Source organism: Rahnella victoriana (assembly GCF_004330295.1).
In the GTDB taxonomy this organism is placed as follows: domain Bacteria; phylum Pseudomonadota; class Gammaproteobacteria; order Enterobacterales; family Enterobacteriaceae; genus Rahnella; species Rahnella victoriana.
The window spans coordinates 45984-69719 of record NZ_SJOJ01000031.1 but is presented as its reverse complement, the minus strand read 5'-3'; the positions used below and the strand labels follow the sequence as shown (position 1 = coordinate 69719).

26 protein-coding genes are annotated in these 23736 nt (G+C 54.8%); 18 read left to right on the top strand and 8 right to left on the bottom strand.

From position 1 onward, the window contains the following. Positions 1-176: 176 nt before the first annotated feature. Positions 177-728 (bottom strand): tyrosine-type DNA invertase, encoded by a 552-nt coding sequence (locus EYY67_RS21285; RefSeq protein WP_095922309.1) that lies wholly within the window; start codon positions 726-728, stop codon positions 177-179. 583 nt (positions 729-1311) lie between these two features. On the opposite strand from EYY67_RS21285, the gene flhB reads away from it, so the two are divergent. The 7 genes from flhB to EYY67_RS21250 all read left to right on the top strand — a co-directional run bounded on the left by flhB (position 1312) and on the right by EYY67_RS21250 (position 6869). After that, a complete protein-coding gene (gene flhB / locus EYY67_RS21280) occupies positions 1312-2466 on the top strand; it encodes a flagellar biosynthesis protein FlhB (protein ID WP_095922308.1) in 1155 nt (384 codons plus the stop codon). Further along, positions 2459-4543 carry a flagellar biosynthesis protein FlhA gene (flhA, locus tag EYY67_RS21275; RefSeq protein WP_095922307.1) on the top strand — a complete coding sequence of 695 codons (2085 nt, stop codon included), beginning with the start codon at positions 2459-2461 and terminating at the stop codon, positions 4541-4543. The genes flhB and flhA overlap by 8 nt, the downstream gene beginning before the upstream one ends. Position 4544: 1 nt before the next feature. Next, positions 4545-4961, top strand: coding sequence for a flagellar protein FlhE (locus EYY67_RS21270; RefSeq protein WP_131694333.1), 417 nt, complete (start codon positions 4545-4547; stop codon positions 4959-4961). Positions 4962-5230: 269 nt separating this feature from the next. Next, the gene (locus tag EYY67_RS21265) at positions 5231-5620 is read left to right on the top strand and encodes a polymorphic toxin type 44 domain-containing protein (protein WP_131694332.1); all 390 of its coding nucleotides are present in this window, start codon (positions 5231-5233) and stop codon (positions 5618-5620) included. Next, a complete protein-coding gene (locus EYY67_RS21260; protein ID WP_131694331.1) occupies positions 5598-5999 on the top strand; it encodes a hypothetical protein in 402 nt (133 codons plus the stop codon). Before EYY67_RS21265 ends, EYY67_RS21260 begins: the two co-directional genes overlap by 23 nt. A 214-nt stretch (positions 6000-6213) precedes the next feature. Next, positions 6214-6552: a toxin gene (locus EYY67_RS21255; protein ID WP_131694330.1), complete on the top strand. Its 339-nt coding sequence runs from the start codon at positions 6214-6216 to the stop codon at positions 6550-6552. 2 nt (positions 6553-6554) lie between these two features. Beyond that, complete coding sequence (locus EYY67_RS21250; protein ID WP_195817528.1) at positions 6555-6869, top strand: helix-turn-helix domain-containing protein; 315 nt, start codon at positions 6555-6557, stop codon at positions 6867-6869. Between the two features lie 65 nt (positions 6870-6934). Here EYY67_RS21250 and EYY67_RS21245 read toward each other — a convergent pair whose 3' ends face one another. From EYY67_RS21245 to flgA, 3 genes are all read right to left on the bottom strand, one after another. Next, positions 6935-7372, bottom strand: coding sequence for a flagella synthesis protein FlgN (locus EYY67_RS21245; protein WP_095922302.1), 438 nt, complete (start codon positions 7370-7372; stop codon positions 6935-6937). 49 nt (positions 7373-7421) lie between these two features. Beyond that, positions 7422-7724 (bottom strand): flagellar biosynthesis anti-sigma factor FlgM, encoded by a 303-nt coding sequence (flgM, locus tag EYY67_RS21240; protein ID WP_095922301.1) that lies wholly within the window; start codon positions 7722-7724, stop codon positions 7422-7424. A 162-nt stretch (positions 7725-7886) separates the two neighbouring features. Then, positions 7887-8612: a flagellar basal body P-ring formation chaperone FlgA gene (gene flgA, locus EYY67_RS21235; RefSeq protein WP_232769654.1), complete on the bottom strand. Its 726-nt coding sequence runs from the start codon at positions 8610-8612 to the stop codon at positions 7887-7889. 164 nt (positions 8613-8776) lie between these two features. Between flgA and flgB the strand changes: the two genes are divergently transcribed. From flgB to flgL, 11 genes are all read left to right on the top strand, one after another. Continuing rightward, entirely contained in the window at positions 8777-9187 is a 411-nt protein-coding gene (flgB, locus tag EYY67_RS21230; RefSeq protein WP_095922299.1) for a flagellar basal body rod protein FlgB, read from the top strand. 5 nt (positions 9188-9192) lie between these two features. Further along, entirely contained in the window at positions 9193-9597 is a 405-nt protein-coding gene (gene flgC / locus EYY67_RS21225) for a flagellar basal body rod protein FlgC (RefSeq protein ID WP_013575164.1), read from the top strand. An 11-nt stretch (positions 9598-9608) separates the two neighbouring features. Continuing rightward, on the top strand, positions 9609-10310 hold the full coding sequence (gene flgD / locus EYY67_RS21220; protein ID WP_119822406.1) for a flagellar hook assembly protein FlgD: 702 nt from the start codon (positions 9609-9611) through the stop codon (positions 10308-10310). 76 nt (positions 10311-10386) lie between these two features. After that, a complete protein-coding gene (flgE, locus tag EYY67_RS21215) occupies positions 10387-11634 on the top strand; it encodes a flagellar hook protein FlgE (RefSeq protein ID WP_095922297.1) in 1248 nt (415 codons plus the stop codon). A gap of 34 nt (positions 11635-11668) precedes the next feature. Continuing rightward, positions 11669-12424 carry a flagellar basal body rod protein FlgF gene (locus tag EYY67_RS21210; protein WP_095922296.1) on the top strand — a complete coding sequence of 252 codons (756 nt, stop codon included), beginning with the start codon at positions 11669-11671 and terminating at the stop codon, positions 12422-12424. A 21-nt stretch (positions 12425-12445) separates the two neighbouring features. Then, complete coding sequence (flgG, locus tag EYY67_RS21205) at positions 12446-13228, top strand: flagellar basal-body rod protein FlgG (RefSeq protein WP_095922295.1); 783 nt, start codon at positions 12446-12448, stop codon at positions 13226-13228. A 134-nt stretch (positions 13229-13362) separates the two neighbouring features. Then, the gene (locus EYY67_RS21200) at positions 13363-14067 is read left to right on the top strand and encodes a flagellar basal body L-ring protein FlgH (RefSeq protein ID WP_131694329.1); all 705 of its coding nucleotides are present in this window, start codon (positions 13363-13365) and stop codon (positions 14065-14067) included. Between the two features lie 10 nt (positions 14068-14077). Then, positions 14078-15184: a flagellar basal body P-ring protein FlgI gene (locus EYY67_RS21195; protein ID WP_131694328.1), complete on the top strand. Its 1107-nt coding sequence runs from the start codon at positions 14078-14080 to the stop codon at positions 15182-15184. Next, positions 15184-16152, top strand: coding sequence for a flagellar assembly peptidoglycan hydrolase FlgJ (gene flgJ, locus EYY67_RS21190; protein WP_095922293.1), 969 nt, complete (start codon positions 15184-15186; stop codon positions 16150-16152). The genes EYY67_RS21195 and flgJ overlap by 1 nt, the downstream gene beginning before the upstream one ends. 141 nt (positions 16153-16293) lie before the next feature. Then, a complete protein-coding gene (flgK, locus tag EYY67_RS21185) occupies positions 16294-17946 on the top strand; it encodes a flagellar hook-associated protein FlgK (protein ID WP_131694327.1) in 1653 nt (550 codons plus the stop codon). 27 nt (positions 17947-17973) lie between these two features. Next, complete coding sequence (flgL, locus tag EYY67_RS21180) at positions 17974-18936, top strand: flagellar hook-associated protein FlgL (protein ID WP_119822408.1); 963 nt, start codon at positions 17974-17976, stop codon at positions 18934-18936. Positions 18937-19264: 328 nt separating this feature from the next. Here flgL and EYY67_RS21175 read toward each other — a convergent pair whose 3' ends face one another. The 4 genes from EYY67_RS21175 to lsrR all read right to left on the bottom strand — a co-directional run bounded on the left by EYY67_RS21175 (position 19265) and on the right by lsrR (position 23539). Continuing rightward, on the bottom strand, positions 19265-19960 hold the full coding sequence (locus EYY67_RS21175) for a CidB/LrgB family autolysis modulator (RefSeq protein ID WP_119822409.1): 696 nt from the start codon (positions 19958-19960) through the stop codon (positions 19265-19267). After that, a complete protein-coding gene (locus EYY67_RS21170) occupies positions 19953-20357 on the bottom strand; it encodes a CidA/LrgA family protein (RefSeq protein WP_131694326.1) in 405 nt (134 codons plus the stop codon). Before EYY67_RS21170 ends, EYY67_RS21175 begins: the two co-directional genes overlap by 8 nt. A 544-nt stretch (positions 20358-20901) precedes the next feature. Beyond that, a complete protein-coding gene (gene lsrK / locus EYY67_RS21165; protein ID WP_095922288.1) occupies positions 20902-22494 on the bottom strand; it encodes an autoinducer-2 kinase in 1593 nt (530 codons plus the stop codon). A gap of 70 nt (positions 22495-22564) precedes the next feature. Continuing rightward, a complete protein-coding gene (gene lsrR / locus EYY67_RS21160) occupies positions 22565-23539 on the bottom strand; it encodes a transcriptional regulator LsrR (RefSeq protein WP_131694325.1) in 975 nt (324 codons plus the stop codon). Positions 23540-23736 lie beyond the last annotated feature (197 nt).

Genomic DNA, 23736 nt, shown 5'->3' with positions numbered 1-23736 from the left:
CCATTGCTTTGCGAAAACGGGGTTTTAAACCGTATCCCCAATTGTCCCTTATTTTCAAAAACTTTGTTAAAAAAATGTTTTTCACCCGGCGGGCATGGGGGGGGGGTGGGGGGCGGGGGAAATGCCCCTTCATAAATAAAGCGGGCATTTCCGTTTCGGGGTGCAGAACACGATGACTATATATTGATGGCCCTGAATCGCTCTGCATTACTTGCCGTATAAATAACGGTATTTTGAATGTTTCTGTGGCCGAGATAATCCTGAATCAGCCGGGTGTCACAGCCTTTATCTGCCAGCGCAAACCCGCAAGCATGCCGGAGCATATGGGGGTGAACATTGACGTTGATACCGGCTTGTTTTCCATAGTTGCGTATTAAACGGTAGATCTGCTGGCGTGAGATCTGACCACCGTGTCGTGAGAGAAATAACCACTCAGTGTCTGGATCAAGATATTGTGAACGTACTTTCAGCCAGTCTTTAATTGCCTTAACCTCGCGGATCTGTAACGGGTGATGAACCGAAAAACCATTTTTCAGCCGGGATATGTGAACTATATTCGTTGCCAGTTCAATGTCGTTTACCCGTAACTTTGTGAGTTCACTGACACGAAGACCATGAATGAAACACATTAATAACATGCATTTATCTCTGACTGCGTTTTTTCCGCCCGCGGTTGCGGCGACCAGTTTCTCAATTTCCAAATGAGTGAGATATTTTCTCCCTGCCATTGTCCTAATCCTTTGAGCAATTCTTTTATTTTACAGGTTATTGTGCTTCATACGCGATGGTGAGCTATTTAAGCATTAGATTATACATTCAGCAAATGAATTATTCAGAGCGGGTATTATTCGACGTATTAGGTAATTAAATTTCGGTGTTTAGACCCAAAAAATATAATGTGATAATGAAATCATCATGCGTGAAATTAGTTTTCTGCACGCGCTGTATCATTTAAATATTATTTAAACAGGCTGCATAATTAATTGTTTTAATTATCAATCTGAGAGGATCCCAGGATTATTCCTATTACCTGTGCCGTGTATGACTGGCGTGTAAATCAAAAGCCTCCGGCGCGGGGATATTTGCGTGATTGTCACAAAATAGCCAAATGTAAATTTTACCGGTGACAACTCAGCACAGTACGTTATTTTCACTTTCCTGAGCCGGGCACGCCGTCCCGTTTGATTTAGGGAAAAGACCTCAAAACCTCCCTTTGTTCTCCCCATCGAACCTGCAGATGTTTGTCATGCTAAGCCTGAAATTGTGCCCGTGGTGTTTTACACGTCGGGTTAACGCTGACAGGAACCCCCGGTGGCTGAAGAAAGCGATCTCGAAAAAAGTGAGGCCCCCACCGCACACAGGCTTGAAAAGGCGCGTGAAGAAGGGCAAATCCCGCGCTCGCGCGAACTGACGTCCGTTCTGATGCTCGGCGGCGGGTTAACGCTGCTTTGGATGTCCGGCGAATCCATGGCGCGCCAGCTGGGTGTGATGATTTCGCAGGGTCTGAAATTCGATCACGGCATGGTCAGCGATGACCGGCAGGTGTTGCAGCAAATGGCGACCCTGCTCGGACGCGCGGTCTGGGCGTTACTGCCGGTGATTGGCGGCCTGATTTTGATCGCCCTTGCCGCGCCGTTACTGCTCGGCGGGCTGATGTTCAGCGGCAAGTCTTTTGCGCCCAAGTTCAGCCGTATGGATCCGATTGCCGGTTTCAAGCGTTTATTTTCCGGTCAGGTGCTGGCCGAACTGCTGAAAGCCATCCTGAAAGCGTTACTGGTGGGCACCGTCGCCGGGTTGTATTTGTGGCACAAATGGCCGGACATGATGCGTCTGATGGCGCAACCGACCATTCCCGCGCTCGGCGAAGCGCTGAACATGGTGGTGTTTTGCGGGCTGATGGTCGTCCTCGGATTAACGCCGATGGTGGCGTTCGACGTGTTCTGGCAAATCTGGAGCAACCTGAAAAAGTTGCGCATGAGCAAGCAGGACATCCGCGACGAACATAAAAGTCAGGAAGGTGATCCGCACGTCAAAGGGCGTATCCGCCAGCAACAACGTGCGATGGCCCGACGCCGCATGATGGCCGATGTGCCGAAAGCGGATGTGATCGTCACCAACCCGACGCATTACGCCGTCGCGCTGCAATACAGTGAAAATAAAATGAGTGCACCGAAAGTGTTGGCGAAGGGCGCAGGGAACGTGGCACTGCGCATTAAAGAACTCGGTGCCGAACACAAAATTCCGATGCTGGAAGCGCCGCCTCTGGCGCGTGCGCTGTACCGGCACAGTGATATTGGTCAGCAAATTCCGGCCACGTTGTATGCCGCCGTCGCTGAAGTGCTGGCCTGGGTATATCAGCTGAAACGCTGGAAGCGTGAAGGCGGACTGATCCCGAAAAAACCTCAACATTTACCAGTGCCTGATGGTCTGGATTTTGCAGCAGGAGAGAGTGATACCCATGGCTAATCTGGCCGCGATACTGCGTTTACCCGCCAACTTTAAGTCCGGACAATGGCAGGTGCTGGCAGGCCCTATCCTGATCCTGATCATCCTGTCGATGATGGTGCTGCCGTTGCCGCCGTTCCTCCTCGACTTGCTGTTCACCTTTAACATTGCCTTATCCATTATGGTGTTGCTGGTGGCGATGTTTACCCAGCGAACGCTGGATTTCGCGGCGTTCCCGACCATTCTGCTGTTCTCCACCTTATTACGTCTGTCGCTGAACGTGGCCTCGACGCGTGTGATCCTGATGGAAGGTCACACCGGCGGCGCGGCGGCAGGGCGGGTCATCGAAGCCTTCGGCCACTTCCTGGTCGGCGGTAACTTCGCCATCGGTATCGTGGTGTTTATCATCCTGGTGCTGATCAACTTCATGGTTATCACCAAAGGTGCCGGACGTATCGCCGAAGTCGGCGCGCGTTTCGTGCTCGACGGTATGCCGGGTAAACAGATGGCGATTGATGCCGATCTGAACGCCGGTCTGATTGGCGAAGACGAAGCGAAAAAACGCCGCAGCGACGTGACGCAGGAAGCAGACTTCTACGGTTCCATGGACGGTGCCAGTAAATTCGTTCGAGGTGACGCCGTCGCGGGTCTGATGATCATGATCATCAACGTGGTCGGCGGCCTGCTGGTCGGTGTGCTGCAACACGGCATGGATCTCGGTCACGCGGCTGAAAGCTATACCCTGCTGACCATCGGTGACGGTCTGGTGGCGCAGATCCCTGCGCTGGTTATCTCCACCGCAGCGGGTGTTATCGTGACCCGCGTCGGCACCAACGAAGACGTCGGCGAACAGATGGTCACCCAGCTGTTCCGCAACCCGCGCGTCATGATGCTGAGCGCCGGTGTGCTGGGCTTACTCGGTATGGTGCCGGGCATGCCCAATCTGGTTTTCCTGCTGTTCACTGCGGGCCTGTTAGGTCTGGCGTGGTGGACGCGCGGTCAGGAGCTGAAAAAACCGGCGACCAAAGAAGCGGCACCGGCGGCCTCTGACAGCGGCAAGCAGATGGTGGAAGCCAGCTGGCAGGACGTTCAGCTGGAAGATCCGCTGGGCATGGAAGTCGGCTACCGTCTGATCCCGATGGTGGATTTTGCACAGAACGGCGAACTGCTGGGGCGTATCCGCAGTATCCGTAAAAAATTCGCGCAGGAGATGGGCTATCTTCCGCCGGTCATTCATATCCGCGATAACCTCGAACTGCCGCCTGCGGGCTACCGTATTCTGATGAAAGGCGTGGAAATCGGCACCGGCACGGCGCACCCTGGCCGCTGGATGGCGATCAACCCGGGCAGCGCCATTGGTGAATTGCCGGGCGAGCCGACGGTGGATCCGGCATTCGGGCTGGCGGCGGTGTGGATCGAACCGGCCATGCGCGAGCAGGCACAGATTCAGGGCTTCACCGTAGTGGAAGCCAGTACCGTGGTCGCCACGCATCTGAATCACCTGATCAGCCTGCACGCCAAAGAACTGTTTGGCCGTCAGGAAACGCAGGAGCTGATGGAGCGGGTGAACAAAGAAATGCCGAAACTGACGGAAGATTTCATTCCGGGCGTCATTTCCCTCACCAACATGCATAAAGTTCTGCAAAACCTGTTAGCCGAGCGTGTCTCGATCCGGGATATGCGCACCATTATTGAAACGCTGGCGGAATATGCGCCGAACCAGCAGGATCCGAACGAACTGACGTCTGTCGTGCGTGTCGCGCTTGGTCGCGCCATTACTCAGCAATGGTTCCCTGGCAACGGCGAAGTACAGGTTATCGGGCTGGATACCTCGCTGGAGCGTCTGTTGTTACAGGCGCTGCAAAGCGGCGGCGGGCTGGAACCGGGCCTTGCCGACCGCCTGCTGACGCAATCCGAAGCCGCACTGCAACGTCAGGATATGCTCAGTGCGCCGCCGGTTCTGCTGGTGAATCACGCGCTGCGTCCGCTGCTGTCACGCTTCCTGCGTCGCTCACTGCCGAATATCGTGGTGATGTCGAACCTTGAAATGACCGACAGCCGCCAGATCCGCATGACGGCCACCATCGGTGGTGAATAAGATGTGCCGTCCCGCGCTGCTGTTATTGACCGCGCTGAGCCTGCCAGCCATGGCGGCCTCCGGCTCGTGGTCGGATACGCAGCGCGGTGTCACATTGCAAAACCGGGGCGTAATGATGTCGTCGGGGGCCTTAGCGCCACCGGCCTCCGCGCCGGTCAGAAGTCAAAACGCGCCCACGATCACCACAATCAGCTGGAAGTACCAACTGCTGGGCGCAAGACCCGCCGGATTGCAGGTGAAGCTGTGCAACACAGTAAATCATTGCGTGAATCTGGATGCAGACAGCGGCGTCACCCAGTCCTTCTACGGCCAGACAGCCATCTCACCGCTGCGGCTGGTCTATTTCGTCCCCGGCGGCGGCGCAATGAATACCCCGCTGCGGGTGATCAGTAATGAAGTGATCGTGAATTATAAGTAAGTCGCCGGGACGGTGAACGTTTCGGTTTCTCAATAGCAATGATCACCCAGCCTCCTGTGCATCCCTCCACACTTTTCTACTCCGCGCTGTCGCGACTTCGACGGCCATGATCTGTTACCCATTGGACATTTTAAAGACACATCAGCATCTTCATATATTGCGGATATCTTCCGGCAGCGTTACGGACTTAACAAAAGGGAGCCGGTAAACGTGTAAAATCTTTCACCGTTTGCAGGAAGAGAGAAATGCTTAACAGGGAGAATGACTTTATGGCGTCTGTACCACTATCAAACCCGGGTTCAAACATCGTCAGTGATCATATGAGGGAAGCCCGACAACATGGAATGTCTCGCAATATGGCGACAGCCTGGACGTATTATTGGTTTTATCAAAAGGTCAGAAATGGCGGCCCATGGGATTATAAACAGAAAAAAAGTGAATGGGAGGCGTTTGGCAACTTCCACTATGGCGCAGTAGGGACAGCTGCTGGTATTCCGTCGGAGATACTTTTAATGGGGGCTGGGTGGGCACAATCCCGAGCCAGAACCTCACGACCTGAATGGGGGAAATGGCATGAAAAACCGCCCTATGGTGATGACCCGACTGACCAGCGAAATATCAGGGAGGGCATAGCGTATGCAATTCAAAACGGCTATTAAGCTGGGGCACTACTTTTTAACGGCTTATCTGTTAGTTATGGTGGGTGGCTATTATCTTTTGAATCAACAAGATGACACGCCGGATACATTAATAACCGTATCTCAGTTAAACAGTGATCACTGGCTTTACATGACGGAGCGCAATACAGGCGGTGCAACAGTGCCGATCACACATCGTTATTACATTGGGCCGCAAATAAAGGGCAGTGACCCGCAAATAGCAAAGCAACTCAGTGAGCTTGAGCCATTAATATCGGGAATGGGTTCTATAAATGATATTCATATTGATGATAAAAATCGCGTAACAGTGAGTTACAGCGGGCGATTCCTCAATATGGCGAGTGGTGTAGATCAGGTGACATTTGAAATACAGAGATAAAACCTCAGATAATAAAAAACCGCCATGTGCGGTTTTTTAATGCAATCCCTGCAATCCCTAAAAACCTTCTGGAAGCCGTCTCCCATGCCAGGTTATTCCCTCTTAGCAGTCTGTCATCATTCCGTTAATGTTGCGCGTGTAGTAATTTGAATCGTCTAACTATCCTTTACATGGGGATAGTTTTATCAGAGTATAGGGAATCTCAGGGGCATGGATGAAAGCTGTATTTGTAGAATTACCCGTTTTTGAAGCACATTGGTCTGCGTATCTGACGGACGATGAGTACGGGATCCTCCAGAATGCGTTATTGCTTTTCCCTACCTGTGGAGATGTGATTATGCATACCGGGGGGTTACGCAAACTCCGTTTTCCTGATCGTCAGAGAAATAAGGGTAAGCGTGGTGGTACAAGGATTATTTATTACTGGTGGGTCGCAAAGGCGCATTTTCTTCTCATTACGGTGTACGGAAAAGGCGAAATGGATGACCTGACCTTCGCGCAAAAGAAGATGTTAGGACTGCTGTTGAAACAGCATAAGGCGAAACAAGAATGACAATGAAAAGGGATCTGTTTGCTGAGATTGCTGATGGCCTGAATGCATGGGGTGAGGCTGGTCAGGGTAAGCGTACGCTTAAAACGGTGGAAAGAACTGTCGGTCGTGAAGTGAGATTGAGCGCGGTTGAGTTAAAAGAGATTCGGGAGAACCTGAATATCTCTCAGGCAGTTTTCGCCTATTACCTGCAAACCGCTCTGACAACCTATCAGAACTGGGAACAGGGCAGAGCGAAACCTAACCGGCAGGCCATTTTGCTGATAAAACTGGTCGAAAAGGATCCGGCGACATTAGAGCAACTGGCGGGGCTGGTATAGATATCGTGGATATGAATTGGCGAACGGGAGAAGTGCTGAGGGGAAAACTTTCCCCTCGTTCGGCGTTAAACGGAGATCTTCCTGACGGTTTGCCCCGATACGGTTTCCTGCCCGTTCGGTCCGTAGAATTTCTGCGTCTGACTGGCGTTGAGGATCGCCAGCGCCTCAGTGTTATAGGCGATTTGTTTACCCAATAACATGCCGTTATGACGGTTAATCTGACTCAGTCTGGTGGTCAGTTGCACCACATCCTTCCACATCGCGGCGATTTCCGGCTGGCGGGAATAGGGTGCGGATTGTCTGAGGCGTTCGTCATGCTGACGACGCTGTTTATCAAGATAGTCTACCGTGGCTAACAATGAGCTTTTCTGCTCGGTGATATGTTGCAAGGCTGCACCATTAACGCGGCCTGAGCACAGTATCGTTTGTTCGTGATTAATCACTTGATCCAGCGCCTGCAACGTTTCAACCAAGGTAGTCATGGTCTTGATAAAGTTCTTCATCGGGCCTTATTACCTTCCAACTTTTTGTCTTTACACTGAGATCTTCAGTTTAAAAACCTTTGAGATAATCCTGCGTGTCCTGCAACAAAGCGTCGGCAATTTTGCCGGTATCCATGGTCAGTTTGCCGTCACGGATAGCTTGTTTCAGTTCGTCGACACGTGCCGTGTTGATATCCTGCGCACTTGACTGGGTCAGCGACGTTTGTGCTGAACTCAGGGTCACCGCCGTACCGCTGGTGGTGGTGCCAGAAACAGTGTCTTCTTTACGCGCGTTCTGTACTGAAGCTTCAGACGTGTCGCGTTGCTGGATCGGAGTTAAAGGTGAAACACCTTGAGTACGATCGATAGCCATAAATTTCTTCTCCAGTATGGGGACTCAGGGTTTTGAAAAATGTCACGAAAACCCTAAAAATGCCGTCGTGGGACGACTCTGATACGTTTGTTATCGACATGTGGCGAAATAACTTTAGCCTTTATTGCAGCTTTTTCTACAAAACCCCGCTGCAATACCGGATTAAATTTCCACCGTCACAGACCCATCCGAGCCTACCGTTCCGTTGACAATCACGCCTGACGGCATTCTGATCCTCACGGATTCATTCGCGGCAGCATTGTTCATCGCCTTACCGGCACTCGATACATTGAAACCACTGCCTGTTGCCTGAACCTGAACATCCTGCCCCGCGTGAACCATCCACGGACGGCGCAGCATGGAAAGCGTCAAAGGCTGCCCGATGCTGATATTGCGCAGCGTGATGCCGTTAACGGCCAGCTTACTGTCCAGCACCGCTTTAGGCGGTAACAAATCCAGACGCCCGGTTTTTTGTTGCATGTCTGTTTGCGCCAGATGCGATCCGGCAGGCACATTTTTCGCGGCCACCCAATAGGTGCCGCTCACCTGTACTTTGGTCTGCACATAGCTTTTACGCCCGTTACAGTTCACCGCCACCGAGACATTGCCCCAGGTGCGACTGTTCGGAGAGAGCATAAATTGCGGCGATAAACATTGTGGCTGACGGGCGCTCGGGGTGTTGACCACCACCGTGACCTGCATACCACTTTCCGCATATTGCTGGCGGAAGAACTGCTGAATTTGCGAGGACAGCAGTGTATCGCTATTGGATGAAGCAGGCACGCTTTTGACCTGCGTTGTCTGCGCATAGCTCATGCCGCCGGACGTCGCACCGATCATGATGCAGCCCAGCGTGATGCCTAAACGACGGATTGTCTGCCTGTTCATACGCAATTTACCTTTGTGCCAACCTACTACTGGCGACAAGTCTACGCTCACTTCGCAATTCCTAAAGGGACAAATAGCGCCCGATTTTATGCTTATTCAGACGATAGGTAGTTGACACTCGCATTTATGCTGTCGACTCCAAAATCTCACTTTGCGGAGGGCGCATGCTCGACAAATTGAACGCCGCACTACAGTTCCAACAGGAAGCGCTCAACCTGCGCGCCCAGCGGCAAGAAATACTTTCAGCCAATATTGCGAACGCGGATACCCCGGGGTATCAGGCCCGCGATATCGATTTCGCCAGTCAGTTACAGAAAGTGATGGAGCAGGGGCGTGCCAGCGGCAGCGGCATGTCGTTATCGCTGACCTCCGATCGTCATATCGCGGCCTCGAACGTTCAGCCCGCTGATATGGATCTGATGTACCGGATCCCTGACCAGCCGTCAGCAGACGGCAACACGGTAGACATGGACCGTGAACGTACCAACTTTGCGGATAACAGCGTGCGCTATCAGACCGATTTGACCGTTCTCGGCGGGCAAATTAAAGGGATGATGTCGGTGCTGCAAGGATAATTCATATGTCGATGCTCGGTATTTTTGATATCGCCGGTTCTGCGCTTGCCGCGCAGTCTCAGCGTCTGAACGTCAGCGCCAGTAACATGGCCAACGCCGACAGCGTGACCGGCCCTGACGGTAAACCCTACAAAGCGAAGCAGGTTGTCTTCCAGGTGGATGCGGCACCCGGACAGGAAACGGGCGGCGTGAAAGTGGCGCAAGTGGTTGATGACCCGGCGCCGATGCGCATGGTGTACGAGCCGGGCAATCCGATGGCGGATGCGAAAGGTTATGTACAGATGCCAAACGTAGATGTGGTCAGCGAAATGGTGAATACCATCTCCGCTTCCCGCAGTTATCAGGCCAACGTCGAAGTGCTTAACACCACCAAGTCGTTGATGATGAAAACTCTCACTCTGGGGCAATAGCGGAGCGAACCATGGCAATTACGACGTCGATTAATGACACCACTGATAACACGACGATATCCAGTACCAGTTCCAGCACATCGACCACCGGCACCAGTTCGGCAGAAGACTTATCCAGCAGTTTCCTGACCCTGCTGGTGGCGCAGCTGAAAAACCAGGATCCGACCAATCCGATGGATAACAGCGAGCTGACCAGTCAGCTGGCGCAAATCAGCACCGTGAGCGGGATTGAAAAACTCAATACCACACTGGGCAGCATCTCCGGACAAATCTCCAGCGGGACTTCCGTGCAGGCCAGTTCGCTGATCGGCCACGGTGTCATGGTATCCGGCAGTGCGATCCTGGTCGGCAGTGATACCGACGGCACCGTCAGCACCACACCTTTTGGTTTCGAACTGGAAACCGCGTCCGATACCACCACCGCCACTGTCAGTGACTCCACCGGTAAAGTCGTGAAAACCATCACTCTGGGATCCCAGACTGCCGGGGTTCACAGCTACACCTGGGATGGCACACAGGATGATGGCACCAAAGCACCGGACGGCAGCTATACCTTCAGCATCAATGCCCTGAACAATGGTCAGCAAATGGTGGCAACACCGCTGAACTATGCACTGGTCAACGGTGTGACCACAGATTCATCCGGTAATACCGCGTTGGATCTGGGTGTACGTGGAACCGCTACCGTGGATTCCGTACGCCAGATTTTGTAAGCGAATAACTCAGACCGCTCCCTCCTCTGCGAAGGGGGAGGAGCTGAAAACACTTCACACAGTAAACGGAGCTAACATGAGCTTTTCACAAGCAGTCAGCGGTCTCAGCGCGGCATCAACCAACCTCGACGTGATTGGTAACAACATTGCCAACTCCGCGACCGTTGGGTTTAAAACCGCGACCGCCTCTTTTGCCGATATGTTTGCCGGTTCCCAGACCGGTATGGGCGTTAAAGTTGCCGCTGTCACCCAGAACTTCAACGACGGTACCACGACGTCTACCTCGCGCGGACTGGACGTGGCACTGAGCGGCAACGGTTTCTTCCGTCTGACCGATGCCAGCGGCGGTGTGTATTACTCCCGTAATGGTCAGTTCTCTCTGGATGAAAACCGTAATCTGGTCAATACCCAGGGCCTGAGCGTGACAGGTTATCCGGCAACCGGTACACCACCGACCATCGCGGCGGGCGCACAGCCTGTTGCCCTGAGCATTCCGACCACCATGATGAGCGCCAACGCGACCACCGTGGGGACGATGGTGGCTAACCTGAACTCTACTGATACCGCGATCCCGGCAGCGACCACGTTCAACCCGAACGATGACACCAGCTACAACTACGTCAGCACCATCACCACCTATGACTCACTGGGTAACTCCCACGATAACAGCGTGTATTTCGCCAAAACTGCCGCCAACACCTGGGATGTGTATTCCCTTGATGGCAGCGACGCGACGGCGACCGCAGCCAAAATCGGTACCCTGAATTTCAGCACCAGTGGCGCACTGACCAGCACCGATGACGCAGCGGGCAACCCGACGACCACTCCGCTGACTCTGACCCTGCCAATGAGCACGGCGACAAACGGTGCGGTGGATCCGCAATCCGTGGCGCTGAACTTCACCGGCAGTATCCAGCAGAGTACCGGCAGCGACAGCATCGGTTCCCTGACTCAGGATGGTTATGCCGCAGGTCAGATGACCGGTTACACCATCAATGATGACGGCACCATTTCAGGGACTTACTCCAACAACAAAACCCAGTTACTGGGACAAATTGTGCTGAGTAACTTCTCCAACCCTGAAGGTTTGAAATCTGAGGGCGATAACGTGTGGTCCGCCACCGCGTCTTCCGGTCAGGCTGTGAATGGCATTGCAGGTGAAGGCGGTTTAGCCTCCATGACCAGCGGCGCGTTGGAATCTTCCAACGTCGATCTGAGTGCTGAACTGGTCAACATGATTGTTGCTCAGCGTAACTATCAGTCGAATGCGCAAACCATCAAAACTCAGGACTCCATCCTGAACACGCTGGTTAACCTGCGTTAATAGCCGTTTTATCACCTGAGAACAGGGCAGCATTATGGATCACGCTATCTACACCGCAGGCGGCGCCGCCAGTCAGACGCTGGTTCAGCAGTCGGTGACGTCGAGTAACCTGGCCAACGCCAATACACCGGGCTTCCGCTCGCAGCTTTTAGCGATGCGCGCAGTGCCGGTGGACGGTGAAAGCCTGCAAACCCGTACGCTGGTCACCGCGTCTACGCCGGGCGCAGACATGACCCAGGGGAAACTGAACTACACCGGACGCCCGCTTGACGTGGCGTTACAGCAGGACGGTTTCCTTGCGGTGCAGATGCCTGATGGCTCTGAAGCCTATACCCGTAACGGTGACATGCAGGTTTCCCCCACTAACCAGCTGACCGTTCAGGGTCATCCGGTGATGGGGGATAACGGGCCGATCGAAGTTCCGCCGGACTCTCAGCTCACGATTTCAGCGGACGGCACCATTGCCGTACTTGAAGCCGGTGCTGATCCCAACACCATGGGGCAGCTCGGCAAACTCAAGCTGGTAAAGGCTGCAAACAACGAAGTCACCCGTGGCGACGACGGCATGTTCCGGCCAACCCCGGCCACCGTGCAGGCGCGGGGTGCCGCGTTACAGGCTGACCCGACCATTCACGTCATGCCCGGCACGCTTGAAGGCAGTAACGCGGACCCGGTGTCTACCATGGTTGACATGATCGCCAACGCCCGTCGCTTTGAGATGCAGATGAAAGTCATCCACAGCGTCGATGAAAATGAACAGAGTGCCAACAATCTGCTGTCAATGAGCTGATGATGGCAGAGGAGTAAAAACATGATCCCATCGCTGTATATTGCGAAAACCGGTCTGGATGCCCAGCAGACCAACATGGATGTCATCGCCAACAACCTGGCGAACGTCAGCACTAACGGCTTTAAACGCCAGCGTGCGGTATTTGAAGACCTGCTTTACCAGACAGTCCGTCAGCCTGGTGCGCAGTCTTCTGAACAGACGAACCTGCCATCCGGTTTACAGATCGGTACCGGTGTGCGTCCTGTGTCCACGGAACGTCTGTTCTCGCAGGGTAACCTGTCGCAGACCAGCAACAGCAAAGACATCGCCGTAAAAGGGGAAGGGTTCTTCCAGGTGCAGTTGCCGGACGGCACCACCGCCTATACCCGTGACGGTTCTTTCCAGGTTGACCAGAACGGTCAGCTGGTGACCTCCAGCGGTTATCAGGTGATCCCGGCTATCACCATTCCGGCCAATGCCCTGAGCATGACCGTGGGCCGTGACGGTATCGTCAGTGTGACCACGCAAGGTCAGACGGCGGCACAGCAGGTCGGTCAGCTGACGCTGAGCACCTTCATCAACAACAGCGGCCTGGAGTCACTGGGTGAGAACCTGTATCAGGAAACCCAAAGCTCCGGCGCACCGACTGAAAGCACACCGGGCCTGAACGGCGCGGGTCTGCTGTATCAGGGTTATGTGGAAACCTCTAACGTCAACGTGGCGGAAGAACTGGTCAACATGATCCAGACGCAGCGCGCTTACGAAATCAACAGTAAAGCCGTGTCCACGTCGGACGAAATGCTGCAGAAACTTTCTCAGCTGTAAGTTTTTTGTGTCAGTAAGACAAAAAGAGGACAGGGGCGGATCCGCTCCGCTCCTGTCCTGAACCGGTTCAGATCCCTACCAGGTCGATTTTTTTAAAGGCGATAACTGTGGTGACCAAAAAAAACACGTCGGTAATGACTTTTTCTACAGACCGACCAGGCAAGCTGGTGCTGCCGCTGTTAATCACATTACTGGCGAATGGCTGCGCGTATATGCCGCACACCCCGCTGGTCCCCGGAACAACCACAGCGGCACCTGCGCCTGCCGCACCGCCGGTTCCAAACGGCTCGATTTTCCAGTCAGTACAGCCGATGAACTACGGTTATCAGCCGCTGTTTGAAGACCGCCGTCCACGTAATATCGGCGATACGCTGACCATCGTCTTGCAGGAAAACGTCAGTGCGAGCAAAAGCTCCTCAGCGAACGCCAGCCGTAACGGCTCCACGACGTTTGGCTTTGATACCACCCCGCGTTATCTGGAAGGCTTGTTCGGCAATGGCCGTGCCGCCGTGGATACCTCCGGTGCGAATACCTTCGCCGGCAAGGGCGGTGCTGCTGCCAATAACACCTTCAGCGGCACACTGACCGTGACCGTCGCCGAAGTGCTGGCGAACGGCAACCTGAAAGTGGTCGGTGAAAAACAAATCGAAATTAATCAGGGAACCGAATTTATCCGGTTCTCCGGTGTGGTCAACCCACGCACCATCAGCGGCGCGAACGCCGTGATCTCCACGCAGGTGGCAGATGCACGCATCGAGTACGTGGGTAATGGCTACATCAATGAAGCGCAGAACATGGGCTGGTTGCAGCGGTTCTTCTTAAACTTATCGCCGTTATAACGAGGCAATCATGCGAAAACTTCTCTCCGGTATTCTCTGTCTGGCGATGTCTGCCCTGGTGGTACTGCCCGCATCCGCCGATCGTATTCGCGATCTGACCACCGTTCAGGGTGTGCGTGATAACGCCCTGATCGGCTACGGTCTGGTTGTCGGCCTCGACGGTACCGGTGACCAGACCACCCAGACGCCGTTCACCACCCAGACGCTGACCAACATGTTATCCCAGCTCGGTATCACCGTACCGGCAGGCACCAATATGCAGCTGAAAAACGTGGCGGCGGTCATGGTCACGGCCAAGATGCCGCCGTTTTCGCGAGCCGGTCAGGCCATCGACGTCGTGGTGTCTTCCATGGGTAACGCCAAAAGTATCCGTGGCGGCACCTTGCTGATGACGCCAATGAAAGGCGTAGATAATCAGGTGTACGCGCTGGCACAGGGTAACGTGCTGGTGGGCGGTGCCGGTGCGTCTGCCGGTGGCAGCAGCGTCACGGTGAACCAGGTGTCCGGCGGTCGTATCACCGGCGGGGCAACCATTGAACGTGAACTGCCAAGCACCTTCGGGACCGAAGGCGTGATCAACCTGCAACTCAATGACGAAGATTTCAATCTGGCGCAGCAGATCAGCGATGCGATCAACCGTCAGGGGATGGGCGTGGCGTCGGCACTGGATTCCCGCAATATTCAGGTGGTGGTGCCGCGTGGCAACACCTCGCAGGTGCGCATTCTGGCGCAGATCCAGAATATCGAAGTCAACGTCGGGCCGATGGACGCGAAAGTGATCATCAACTCCCGTACCGGTTCGGTGGTCATGAACCGCGATGTCACGCTGGACAGCTGTGCGGTGGCGCAGGGCAACCTCTCTGTGGTGGTCGATCGTCAGAACGATGTCAGCCAGCCGAACACGCCATTTGGTGGCGGTCAGACGGTGGTGACGCCAAACACCAATATTTCCGTTCGTCAGTCGGGCGGGTCGATTCAGCAGGTACGTTCGAGTGCCAGCCTGAACAACGTGGTGCGTACCCTGAATGCGTTAGGCGCGACGCCTATCGATCTGATGTCTATCCTGCAGGCAATGAAAACAGCCGGATGCCTGCGTGCTGATTTGGAAATTATCTGATGAGCGATCTGATGTCGATGTCAGGGACGTTTGACCCGCAATCTGCGGCGTACGATACGAACTCCCTGAACAAACTGAAGCGGGATGTGGCGCAGGATCCGCAGGCGCACATCAAAGAAGTGGCTAAACAGTTTGAAGGGGTGTTCGTGCAGATGATGCTGAAAAGCATGCGTCAGGCACTGCCGCAGGGTGGCATTCTGGATAACGAATCCACCAAGCTTTATACATCGATGTACGATCAGCAAATTGCGCAGGACATGTCCAACAAAGGGTTGGGCATGGCTGACATGATGGTGGAACAGCTCACCGGCGGCAGTAAACAACCGTCCGAACTGGCGGGCACGGTGCCGATGGCGCTGGATAACGAAGTGCTCAAAACCCTGCCGGTTCAGGCCATGGAACAGTACCTGCGTAAAGTCATCCCGACCGCGCCGGACCGCACCACCGGCGGCGCACCGTTGCCAACCGACAGCGGACAGTTCGTCTCCAGCCTGACCATTCCGGCGCAGGTCGCCAGTAAAGACAGCGGGATCCCGCATCAGCTGATCATGGCGCAGGCCGCGCTGGAATCCGGCTGGGGGCAGCGCGAAATCCCGACCTCCGATGGCAAGCGCAGCTTCAACCTGTTTGGTATCAAAGCGGGCAGCAGCTGGGACGGCCCGACCACCCGGATCACCACCACCGAATACACCAACGGCGTGGCGAAAAAAGTGCAGGCCAGTTTCCGCGTCTATGGCTCTTATGTCGAAGCCATCAGCGACTACATCAAATTGCTCACCAATAACCCGCGTTACGCACAGGTTGCCTCCGCCAATACCCCGGAACAGGCGGCTCACGCCCTGCAACGTGCCGGTTACGCCACCGACCCGAATTACGCCGATAAACTGGTCAGTGTGATCCAGAAAATTAAAGGCGCGGGCGAGCAGGCAGTGAAGGCGTATAGCCATGATTTAAAAGATATCTTTTAGACCTGCAAATCCTCGTTTTTTTTCTCAAGTTTTAGCGGTGCAGGCCGATAACACGATCAGAATGGGAAAAGGGGAAAGCCCCGGTTCAGCTCCCTTAATTACACGGTGGTAAAAAAGTCACCGGCAGCCAAAAGGTCACTCATGTCCAGTAGCTTAATAAATACCGCAATGAGCGGACTGAACGCAGCGCAGGCCGCGCTCAGTACCACCGGGAACAACATCGCTAACGTCAGTGTGGCCGGTTATAACCGCCAGACGGCCATTATTGCTGAAAGCAACGGCACCTCAACCTCTGCCGGGTACATCGGTAACGGTGTCACGGTTACGGGCGTTAACCGTGAGTACAACTCTTTTGTGGTCAAACAGCTTCTGGGTGCCAGCGCAACCAGCAGTGCGTTGTCGACACAGCTCGATCAGGCCAGCTCCATCGATGACTTACTGGGCGACAGCTCAACCGGTATCGACGCCACCATGGCGACGTTCTTCACCGGCCTGCAAACCCTGACCAGCAATGCCAGCGACAGCTCGGCGCGTCAGGCGGTACTGGGCGAAGCGCAGGGCTTAACGGCGCAGTTCAACAGCTCGGCGAAATACCTGAGCGACATGAACACGGCGGTTAACCAGCAGATCACGCAGAATGTTGACCAGATCAACACCTATGCGACGCAGATTGCCAAACTCAACGATCAGATCACCGCGACCCGTGGCAGCACCGGGCAGGAGCCGAATGCCCTGCTTGACCAGCGCGACCTGCTGGTCAGCCAGCTGAATGACATTACCGGCGTGACGGTGACCCAGCAGGATGGCGATACTTACAACGTCTCCTTTGCCAACGGCACCCCGCTGGTCAGCGGTGGGTCGGCGAAAACCGTCGTGGCGATGGCGTCGAGTGCGGATCCTTCCAAACTGACCGTGGGCATGACGCAGGCGGACGGTTCCGTGACCGAAATTCAGGAAAGCCGTCTGACCACCGGTTCACTTGGCGGCACACTGGCTTTCCGTAAAGACAACCTGGAACCGGCCATCAACCAGTTAGGTCAGCTTGCGCTGGCGCTGGGCGACAGTTTCAATACCACCAACAAAGCCGGTTTTGACCTCAACGGTGACGCAGGGACGGATTTCTTCTCCTTCACCGGCGCGACCACCGTGGGCAACACTAAAAACACGGGCTCGGCAGCCGTGGATGTGGCGTATACCGACACCTCAGCGGTAAAAGCCAGCGATTACACCATGTCGTACAACGGCACAAGCTGGGATGTGACCCGCGTTTCCGATGGGGCAAAAATCACCCCGACGGCAGGGACTGACAGCAACGGCGATCCGACCATGGAATTTGATGGTCTGTCGGTGTCTGTCAGCGGCACACCGGATACCAAGGACAACTTCACCATCAAAACGGTGAGCAATGTCGCAGGCAGCCTGAATGTCGCCATCAGTGATTCTTCCCTGATTGCCGCCGCCAGCGCCGCAGACAGCGGTGTCAGTGATAACACCAACGCACAAAACATGCTGAATCTGCAAACCGCCAAACTGGTGGAAGGCAAATCCACCCTGACCGGCGCGTATGCCAGTATGGTGAGTAACGTCGGTAACCAGGTTGCCACGCTGACCACCACCAGCACGGCGCAGGCCAATATTGTGACGCAGCTGACCACGCAGCAGCAGTCTATCTCCGGGGTTAACCTCGATGAGGAGTACGGCGACCTGCAACGTTTCCAGCAATATTATCTGGCTAACGCCCAGGTTGTGCAGACAGCATCGACGATATTCGACGCCATTATAAATCTCCGCTGATCCCGGAACTGATAAGGAACTGATGCCATGCGCCTTAGTACCAATATGATTTACCAACAGAACATGGATGCGGTGCTGGATGGTCAGAACCGTTTCCAGGCGACCGGCTTACAGCTGTCTACCGGCAGCAAAGTGAGCAAGCCTTCGGATGATCCGCTGGCGGCATCGCAGGCGGTGCTGGTGCGTCAGGCACAAACAGAAAACAGTCAGTATTCTGTAGCCCGTACCTTTGCCAACCAGAGCATGAGTCAGGAAGAATCGATTTTAGGCAGCGTGACATCCACCATCCAGGATGCGCAGACGCTGATCGTTCAGGCCGGTAACGGTACGCTGAGCGATGACGACCGCTCTTCACTGGCGACCAAACTGGAAAGCCTGAAATCTCAGCTTCTGAATCTGGCAAACAGCACTGACGGCAATGGACGCTATATTTTCGCCGGTTATAAAAGTGATACCGCGCCTTATACCCAGGATGCCACCACCGGCGAAGTGACTTATTCCGGCGGTACGACGGCGATCACCCAGCAGGTTGATGCCAGCCGCACGATGACCATCAACCATACCGGTAATCAGATTTTTGATACCCTGACGGGTGATGCGAAGACCGAACCGGGCGGTTCTGTCGGTGAATCGGATATATTCAAAACCATCGACGGCGCGCTGAAAGCCCTGACCACGCCATCCGCCGACTATACCACTGACACGGAATATACTGATGCCATCGATAAAGCCAACCGTGGACTGAGCAACTCACTCAACAACGTGCTGTCAGTGCGTTCTGAGCTGGGTACGCAGATGAGTGAACTGGACAATCTGGATACGCTCGGCGATAACCGTGAAGTCACCAACTCCACCAAACTCAGTAATCTGGTGGATACGGAATGGACCTCGGCGATCTCGACCTACACCCTGCAACAGGTCGCGCTTCAGGCGTCCTACAAGACCTACAGCGCCATGCAAGGTATGTCACTGTTCCAGATGAATTCGTAATCCTCTCCGGCGCGTGATCCTGCGCGCCAGACACCTTCTCGTTATCGACTGCATAACCGTAAATCTGCGGTTATGCAGGCACTTTTCTGACTGTACTTAAACCGGGTACTCTCAGCTTTGTATGTCGTCTTTCTAAGGTTTGGCGACATACTCTTTTTCCCTCTTCATATTTCAGACTGGCTCAGCGTTGGCTTCCTTCGCGAACCCCGGTCACATACTTATTGTATGCTCCCGGGGATTCACTCAGTTGCCGCCTTGATACAATCCGAACCAGTTAGAGGAATCTGTACTCGTTATTCAGGGGAACCTACCAGAGGATTAATCATTCTTAATGACCAAACATGGCAAGTAATACGGGGAACAGGAACGGGGCGAGGAGGGAGGTGATGATCCCGCAAATCACCAGCGCCAGTGAGCTGAACGCGCCTTCCTGATAATCCATTTCTGCGCAACGTGCGGTGCCCAGTGCGTGCGAGGCGGTGCCCATCGCCAGTCCGCGTGAGGCTTTGGTGGTGATTTTGAGAATATTCAAAATCGTGTGACCAAAGACGGCACCAAGAATACCGACGAAAATCACACACACGGCGCTGATAGCCGGAATGCCGTTGATGGATTGCGCCGTCGCCATGGCGATCGGCGTGGTGACGGATTTCGGTAAGACTGATGCCGCAATCTGCGGCGTTGCGCCCATCCACAGCGCGATCGCCGTGCCGGTGACCATGGCGACGACACTGCCGATAAAACAGATACTGATGATGGATTTCCAGCGGGCGCGGATCTGATGCAATTGCTCATACAGCGGGAAGGCCAGCGCGACCACCGCCGGTTGCAGCAAATCATTGAGGATTTTGCTGCCAGCGAAATAGCGGGCGTAAGGAATATTTGTCACCAGCAGCAGCGGAATAATCACCACCATCGACATCAGCAGCGGATTGAGCAGCGGCATTTTCAGTTTGATGGCGAGCTTGCGGGTGGCAAAAAACACGATAAGCGTCAGCGGCAATGACCACAGAATATCAATCATTTTTGTTCTCCGCCTTTTCGCCCACCGCACCGCGTTCGCCATGAATGTAGTGTGAACAATAGGCGACAACCAGCAGCACGATAAGGGTACTCACCAGACAGGACACCACCAGCGGACCAAACTGCGTGCGCAGTTGCTCGTAATAATTCATCACCCCGACGCCGATAGGCACGAACAACAGCGCCATATAACGGATCAGAATGTTACAGCCCGGTTTGACCCATTTAAACGGCAGAATTTGCGTGGAAAGCAGCCCGAACAGGATCAGCATCCCGATAATGCTGCCAGGTATCGTGAGCGGCAAAAGAGATGAAATCGCATTCCCGGCGAATAAACAGAGATAGATCAGAATAAACGCCCGAATATATTGAAATGCCAGAGAGGTTGCATTGCTCATGGTGTTTCACCCAGTTGAATGATGCATTCATCATACAATTAAGATGTGATCTGTGCCACATAACTCAGTATGAAATTTAGGAATGAAGTGTATTCCAAAATGGCGTGTGACTGGCAGGTTTTGTTTTCTCCTTCACCGCGCCGGAGGGACGTTTCAGCGGGTATTGAGAAAGTAGCAACGGGTCCGTGACGTGCTCCACTCATGGCGAAGTGTGAGGCGGCAACGCAGTTTTGGCTCCTCCCCCTGCGAAGGGGAGGGGGGAGGGGGTTTAGCAGGCAACACCAGATTCCGAGTTGTCATTAATACCCCACCCCAGCCCTCCCCTTCGCAGGGGAGGGAGCAAACCAGTTTTCGGCTCCACCCGCGGCGAAGTGTGAGGGAGCAACGCGGTTTTGGCTCCTCCCCCTGCGAAGGGGGAGGCGGGGAGGGGGTTTAGCAGGCAACACCAGATCCAGAATTGTCATTAATGCCCCACAACAGCCTTTCTTTTTGCAGGGGGGAGAGCCACCCATTTCTTCATCGCACGCAGGCGTTGCCGGTTAGATCATAACCCCGGTGCTTTCCACATCGACGTGGTCAGCTGCCGGTCCACCAGCCCGAGCTGGTCGGCGTACACTTCCTGCCAGTTGGCTTTCTGTACCAGATAATTTGCATGATGCGCGGCCACCGGCTGGTATTCCCGCTCCCAGCGCACCAGCGCTTCGCCGGTGTCGGCAAGTGACGCGTACACACCCGCCGCGACACCGGCCGCAATCGCACAGCCCAGTGCGGTGGCTTCTTTTACCACCGGCACATTCACCGGCACCCCGGTGACATCACTTAAAATCTGACACCACAATTTTCCTTTTGAGCCGCCGCCGGAGAACACCAGCGATTTGGCGCGGACACCGGAGAAGCGGGCGATCATATCCAGATTGCAGGCCGAGACGATGGCGGCGTTTTCTTCCAGCGCGCGGAACAGCACCGGTTTGTTGCACTTTTCAGGATCGATGGACAAATTGATGAACGACGGCGCGGCGTGATACCAGTTCTTGAAATGCATGGCGTCGGAGAACACCGGGGTGACGCCCCAGGCGCCGGCGGGTACACGGGCGGCCATATCCTCCAGAAGACTGTAAGCATCGACACCCAGACGCTGCGCCATGGTTTTTTCTTCAGTGCAAAACGCGTCGCGGAACCAGCGCATGGTCAGGCCGGTGAAAAAACTGATGGATTCGGCCTGCGCCATACCGGGGATAACATGCGGATTGACGCGGATGTTCATCTCCGGATCGGTGACCGGTTGCGGTAAGTTGACGATCTGCTGCCAGAAGGTGCCGCCGAGTACCGCTGTCTGACCGGGACGTACCAGTCCCAGCCCCAGCGTGCCGAGCTGGGCATCGCCGCCGCCCATGCCGACCGGCGTACCGGCTTTCAGCCCGCAGGCGTCGGCGGCGCTGGCGGTGACATAACCCAGCCGGGTGCCGGTTTCCGCTACCGGTGACAGCATATCGGCGCGCAGACCGGCCATATCCAGCAGTTCAGGCCGCCAGTTACGGGTGGTTAAATCCAGCATGCCGGTGGTCCCGGCGTTTGACGGATCCACCGCCAGTTCGCCGCTGAGCATATACGCCAGCCAGTCGCTGATCATGGTGATGGTCGCCGCCTGACGGTAAATGTCCGGGCGATGATGGGCCAGCCACAGCAAACGCGGCATGGCGCTGAGTGCCAGCGTCTGGCCGGAACATTCATAGACTTCGCGTTCAAACTCGAAATCGTGGATTTCTTTTAATTCGCTCACTTCCCGGCTGGCGCGGGCATCGACGTTGGCGCAGGCCCAGATGGGCGCGCCGGATTTATCGTACAGCACGATGCCTTCGCGCATGGAACAGGCAGCGACGGCGCGGATCGCGGAAGCGGGGAGGTGCGCTTCCTGCAGCGCCTGACGGATGCACTGACACGCCAGTTGCCAGTTTTTGTGCAGATCAAACTCCATCGAACCGGGGACATCCGGTACCGCCAGATGGATCCATTCGGCCTGCCCGGCGGCTATCTGCTCACCTTCGAGATTGAAAATCACCGCCCGGATACTGCCGGTTCCGGCATCCAGCGCCATCAGATAGCTACGTTCGTGCTCAGAGTTCAGGGTAGAGGTCATCGCGATGTTCTCTCGTGCCAGTTTATCGGGCACCGTTTACCTGACCGCCACGCCCCTCACTCCCTGCGGGTCAGTCGAGCAGCGCCAGCATGGCTCTTGCTGTGCTCTCTTCGGTTACCAGTGCGTTAATTCGTTTACCTTTCAGTGCCGCCACAATGGCTTCGGCTTTCTCAACGCCACCCGCCACACCTAACACCGTCGGAATGCTGGCCAGTTCGTCCGGCGCGACGGCAATCAGTTCGTCGTGGATCGCCATGTTTTCCGCCAGCTGACCGTTACGTTGCATAAAGAAGCCCAGAATGTCGCCGACCGCGCCTTTGCGGCCAAACAGCAGCTGTTCGCCTTCGCTGATATAGCCGGAGCGCAAAATGGTCGCTTCCTGTTTCTGGTTCAGCGAACCAATGCCGACGACCGCGATATCGGCCGCGCAGGCCGCCAGCATCACATCGTGAACGTTACGTTCCTGGCGGAAAATGGCCGCCACGCTGGCCGATGACGCCCGCAGCGGTGCGGGAATAATGCTGACCCCGCAGGCGGCGTCGAGCTGTCCGATGCCGGTCATATACGGCCCGACACCGCCGGAAAGCGTGACCATGCGGATTTGCTGCGACGAAATGAATCCGCTCAGATGTTGCAGCGTACTCATTGCCGTTTCGCCAAATCCCACCGCCAGCAGTTGCTCCGGTTTGAGTAATGTCATCAGCATATGCGCGGCACCGACACCCAGCCGGGCGCTCAGCGAGCCATCAGCAAGCTCTGGCAATACGCGGATCTGCTGCAAACCAAAACGTTCAAGCAGGGTGTTTTCCAGCGACAAACAGCCCTCAAAACGCGAGTTGATTTGTACGCGGATCACCCCGGACTGCCGGCCTTTTTCCAGCAGGCGCGACACTTTAAGCCGCGTCAGCCCAAGCCGTTCACCAATCTCATTCTGGGTCAGGCCGTCGTGGTAGTAGAACCACGCGGTGCGTGCCAGCAGTTCCTCTTCACCCATGCTGAATTCCGGATGGTTAGTCAAATCGGAAAGCGTTGTCTTGTCATTCATAGTGAACACTTATCAAAATGTAGATCAATTGTTCGTTAACAAAATGTTGTTAACTGTGATGTGTTTTGCAAAATTCAAATGATTACCGCCTGAATCATAACGCAGAGTATATGAGTTGAACAAACTGTGATCAGTGCAAAAGTTTTCCCCGCTACCTCGGACTAGCTTTATGAACAATGTTAAATCATAAATACATT

Bases quoted from the DNA above. Each gene is read 5' to 3' on its own strand.
- EYY67_RS21285 (WP_095922309.1), bottom strand. From the start codon at position 728: ATGGCAGGGAGAAAATATCTCACTCATTTGGAAATTGAGAAACTGGTC.
- flhA (WP_095922307.1), top strand. From the start codon at position 2,459: ATGGCTAATCTGGCCGCGATACTGCGTTTACCCGCCAACTTTAAGTCC.
- EYY67_RS21270 (WP_131694333.1), top strand. From the start codon at position 4,545: ATGTGCCGTCCCGCGCTGCTGTTATTGACCGCGCTGAGCCTGCCAGCC.
- EYY67_RS21265 (WP_131694332.1), top strand. From the start codon at position 5,231: ATGGCGTCTGTACCACTATCAAACCCGGGTTCAAACATCGTCAGTGAT.
- EYY67_RS21260 (WP_131694331.1), top strand. From the start codon at position 5,598: ATGCAATTCAAAACGGCTATTAAGCTGGGGCACTACTTTTTAACGGCT.
- EYY67_RS21255 (WP_131694330.1), top strand. From the start codon at position 6,214: ATGAAAGCTGTATTTGTAGAATTACCCGTTTTTGAAGCACATTGGTCT.
- EYY67_RS21250 (WP_195817528.1), top strand. From the start codon at position 6,555: ATGAAAAGGGATCTGTTTGCTGAGATTGCTGATGGCCTGAATGCATGG.
- EYY67_RS21245 (WP_095922302.1), bottom strand. From the start codon at position 7,372: ATGAAGAACTTTATCAAGACCATGACTACCTTGGTTGAAACGTTGCAG.
- flgM (WP_095922301.1), bottom strand. From the start codon at position 7,724: ATGGCTATCGATCGTACTCAAGGTGTTTCACCTTTAACTCCGATCCAG.
- flgA (WP_232769654.1), bottom strand. From the start codon at position 8,612: ATGAACAGGCAGACAATCCGTCGTTTAGGCATCACGCTGGGCTGCATC.
- flgB (WP_095922299.1), top strand. From the start codon at position 8,777: ATGCTCGACAAATTGAACGCCGCACTACAGTTCCAACAGGAAGCGCTC.
- flgC (WP_013575164.1), top strand. From the start codon at position 9,193: ATGTCGATGCTCGGTATTTTTGATATCGCCGGTTCTGCGCTTGCCGCG.
- flgD (WP_119822406.1), top strand. From the start codon at position 9,609: ATGGCAATTACGACGTCGATTAATGACACCACTGATAACACGACGATA.
- flgE (WP_095922297.1), top strand. From the start codon at position 10,387: ATGAGCTTTTCACAAGCAGTCAGCGGTCTCAGCGCGGCATCAACCAAC.
- EYY67_RS21210 (WP_095922296.1), top strand. From the start codon at position 11,669: ATGGATCACGCTATCTACACCGCAGGCGGCGCCGCCAGTCAGACGCTG.
- flgG (WP_095922295.1), top strand. From the start codon at position 12,446: ATGATCCCATCGCTGTATATTGCGAAAACCGGTCTGGATGCCCAGCAG.
- EYY67_RS21200 (WP_131694329.1), top strand. From the start codon at position 13,363: ATGACTTTTTCTACAGACCGACCAGGCAAGCTGGTGCTGCCGCTGTTA.
- EYY67_RS21195 (WP_131694328.1), top strand. From the start codon at position 14,078: ATGCGAAAACTTCTCTCCGGTATTCTCTGTCTGGCGATGTCTGCCCTG.
- flgJ (WP_095922293.1), top strand. From the start codon at position 15,184: ATGAGCGATCTGATGTCGATGTCAGGGACGTTTGACCCGCAATCTGCG.
- flgK (WP_131694327.1), top strand. From the start codon at position 16,294: ATGTCCAGTAGCTTAATAAATACCGCAATGAGCGGACTGAACGCAGCG.
- flgL (WP_119822408.1), top strand. From the start codon at position 17,974: ATGCGCCTTAGTACCAATATGATTTACCAACAGAACATGGATGCGGTG.
- EYY67_RS21175 (WP_119822409.1), bottom strand. From the start codon at position 19,960: ATGATTGATATTCTGTGGTCATTGCCGCTGACGCTTATCGTGTTTTTT.
- EYY67_RS21170 (WP_131694326.1), bottom strand. From the start codon at position 20,357: ATGAGCAATGCAACCTCTCTGGCATTTCAATATATTCGGGCGTTTATT.
- lsrK (WP_095922288.1), bottom strand. From the start codon at position 22,494: ATGACCTCTACCCTGAACTCTGAGCACGAACGTAGCTATCTGATGGCG.
- lsrR (WP_131694325.1), bottom strand. From the start codon at position 23,539: ATGAATGACAAGACAACGCTTTCCGATTTGACTAACCATCCGGAATTC.